At 62.6% G+C, this 2,231-nt stretch carries 3 protein-coding genes; 2 read left to right on the plus strand and 1 reads right to left on the minus strand.

Features of this window, described 5'->3' with window-relative positions:
• Positions 1–583: Na/Pi symporter (locus tag EN993_RS34945; RefSeq protein WP_164758028.1), on the minus strand; the 583-nt coding region annotated here is incomplete at its 3' end.
• 387 nt (positions 584–970) lie between these two features.
• Here EN993_RS34945 and EN993_RS34950 point away from each other — a divergent pair.
• Together EN993_RS34950 and EN993_RS34955 are read left to right on the plus strand one after the other, a co-directional pair.
• Positions 971–1,339 carry an RcnB family protein gene (locus EN993_RS34950; RefSeq protein WP_127266161.1) on the plus strand — a complete coding sequence of 123 codons (369 nt, stop codon included), beginning with the start codon at positions 971–973 and terminating at the stop codon, positions 1,337–1,339.
• Positions 1,340–1,479: 140 nt separating this feature from the next.
• Positions 1,480–2,231, plus strand: a 752-nt coding sequence (locus tag EN993_RS34955; RefSeq protein ID WP_245469060.1) for a DNA primase, incomplete at its 3' end; no start/stop codon positions are given.

The raw sequence follows: 2,231 nt of genomic DNA on the forward strand, positions 1-2,231 counted from the left end.
CCGCCGCGATGCTCGACTGGAACAGCCAGGTGATCAGCGCCGCCAGCAGGTAGGCGGTGATGGAATCGGTCGAGAAGTAGTTGATGATGACCGGCATGAGCTGGCTGTTGCGCAGCGGCTCCGATGCCTGGCCGATCATCTCCAGCGACAGGATCAGAAGGCCGATGCCGACCAGGATGCGGCCGGATTGGCGCCAGTCGCGCCGCTCGGTGGCCATGAACATCACCGTGCCGGTAATCAGGCAGAGCGGCACCAGCAAGGTCAGATCGAAGGTCAGCAGCTTGACTACCAGAGCCGAGCCGATCTCGGCGCCGCGCACGGCAAGCTGACCGGCGGCGCCCGAGACGATGCCGGAGCCGGCGAAGGAGCCGACCAGCAGCGTGACGGCGGTGGAGCTCTGCAGGGCGATGGCGAGGCCGGTGCCGGCCAGCACCGCCATGATCGGATTGCGCATGGTGGCGCGCAGGCGATGGCGCAGAACGTCGCCATAGGCGCGTTCGACGCCGGTTTTCACCATGCGGGTGGCAAACAGCATCAGCGCCACGGCGCCGGCCAGATGCAGGAGGACGACGGACCCGCTCATGGCGCCGCCTGCATGCAAACAGGATGCGCGCCCTGTTTGGCGTGGCGAGCGGGATGAAAAGCGGGGTTACGAATCATGTTCATGGCAATGGTCGATAATAGCTCGAATACTTTAGCCGGATAATAAAATCTTGTCGATTTCAAGGGGCCGTTGCAGCGCGACAAGCGGTGTCGGAAAATGGACGGACGCGCAAATGGTTGCATTGCCGGGCCGTCGCGGCACGGGCGGATCGCGCGGTGCCGCGATTGGTGCGCCTTATCTTTGCGATGATGTTCATTTCTCGTTGGTAAACGAATGAATTCATTACACAATTGTAATGCTAGCATTCAGTTTCGGTTCATCGATGGGCCGCTATTCCTCGGGCATCGACAACCAAGGAGACTTCTCATGAAACGCATTGTCCTTTCCGCCCTCGCTTTCTCGATGCTGGCCGCCACGTCGCTCACTGGCCAGGCCGCGTCGATGAATGCGCCGAACGCTCCGCAGTCGAACACCAGCCAGGTCGACTGGCAGAAGCCCGGCCACCACAGCGATGTGAAGAAGCGCGTCTTCAAGAAGAAGGTCGTCGTGAAGCGCAACAACTGGCGCAATGGCCAGAAATATTCCAGCTGGAAGCGTCACCAGCCGATCCGCGACTATGGCCGCTACGGCCTGCATCGTCCCGGCCGCGGCCAGGAATGGATCCGCGTCGGCAACGACTATGTGCTGGTCGGCATCCTCTCCGGCGTCATCTTCGGCGCGCTTGCCGCACAGTAACCGGCACCTGGCCGGCCATTGAAGCGAGGCGGCCCGCAACGGCCGCCTTTCTTTTTGCCCTGTGGAAACCGGGTATGGCCCGCATTAGGGGTCGTCGGACTTCGCAGGCATGATTATATGGTGGGGAAACGAGTTCCCCGATGCGCTTTCCACCCGCCTTCCTCGACGAGATCCGCGACCGCGTGCCGATTTCATCGGTTGTCGGCCAGCGCGTCGCATGGGACCGGAAGAAAACCAACGCGCCGCGCGGCGACTATTGGGCCTGCTGCCCGTTTCACGGCGAGAAGAGCCCGTCCTTCCACTGCGAGGACAAGAAGGGCCGCTACCATTGTTTCGGCTGCTCGGTCTCGGGCGATCATTTCAAGTTCCTCACCGAACTCGACGGGATGAGCTTTCCCGAAGCGGTCGAGAAGATCGCCGACATGGCCGGCGTGCCGATGCCGGTTCGCGATGCGCAGGAGGAGCGGCGCGAAAAGGAACGCGCCAGCCTGACCGACGTTATGGAGATGGCGACCGCCTTCTTCCAGGAGCGGCTGCAGGGACCCGAAGGCGCCAAAGCGCGCGCCTATCTCAGGGATCGCGGGCTGACGCCGGCGACGCAGCAATCGTTCCGGCTCGGCTTCGCCCCCGACAGCCGAAATGCGCTCAAGGAGCATCTCGCCGCCAAGGGCGTCCCGAAAGCCGATATCGAGGCCTGCGGACTGGTGCGCCACGGCGACGACATCCCGGTTTCCTACGACTGGTTCCGCGACCGCATCATGTTTCCGATCCCGGATTCCAGGGGCAAGATCATCGCCTTTGGCGGCCGCGCGCTGCAGCCCGATGCGCTGGCCAAATACATGAATTCGCCCGATACCGAGCTCTTCCACAAGGGCAACGTGCTCTATAATTT

Source organism: Mesorhizobium sp. M7D.F.Ca.US.004.01.2.1, from assembly GCF_003997785.1.
GTDB classification, from domain to species: Bacteria; Pseudomonadota; Alphaproteobacteria; order Rhizobiales; family Rhizobiaceae; genus Mesorhizobium; species Mesorhizobium loti.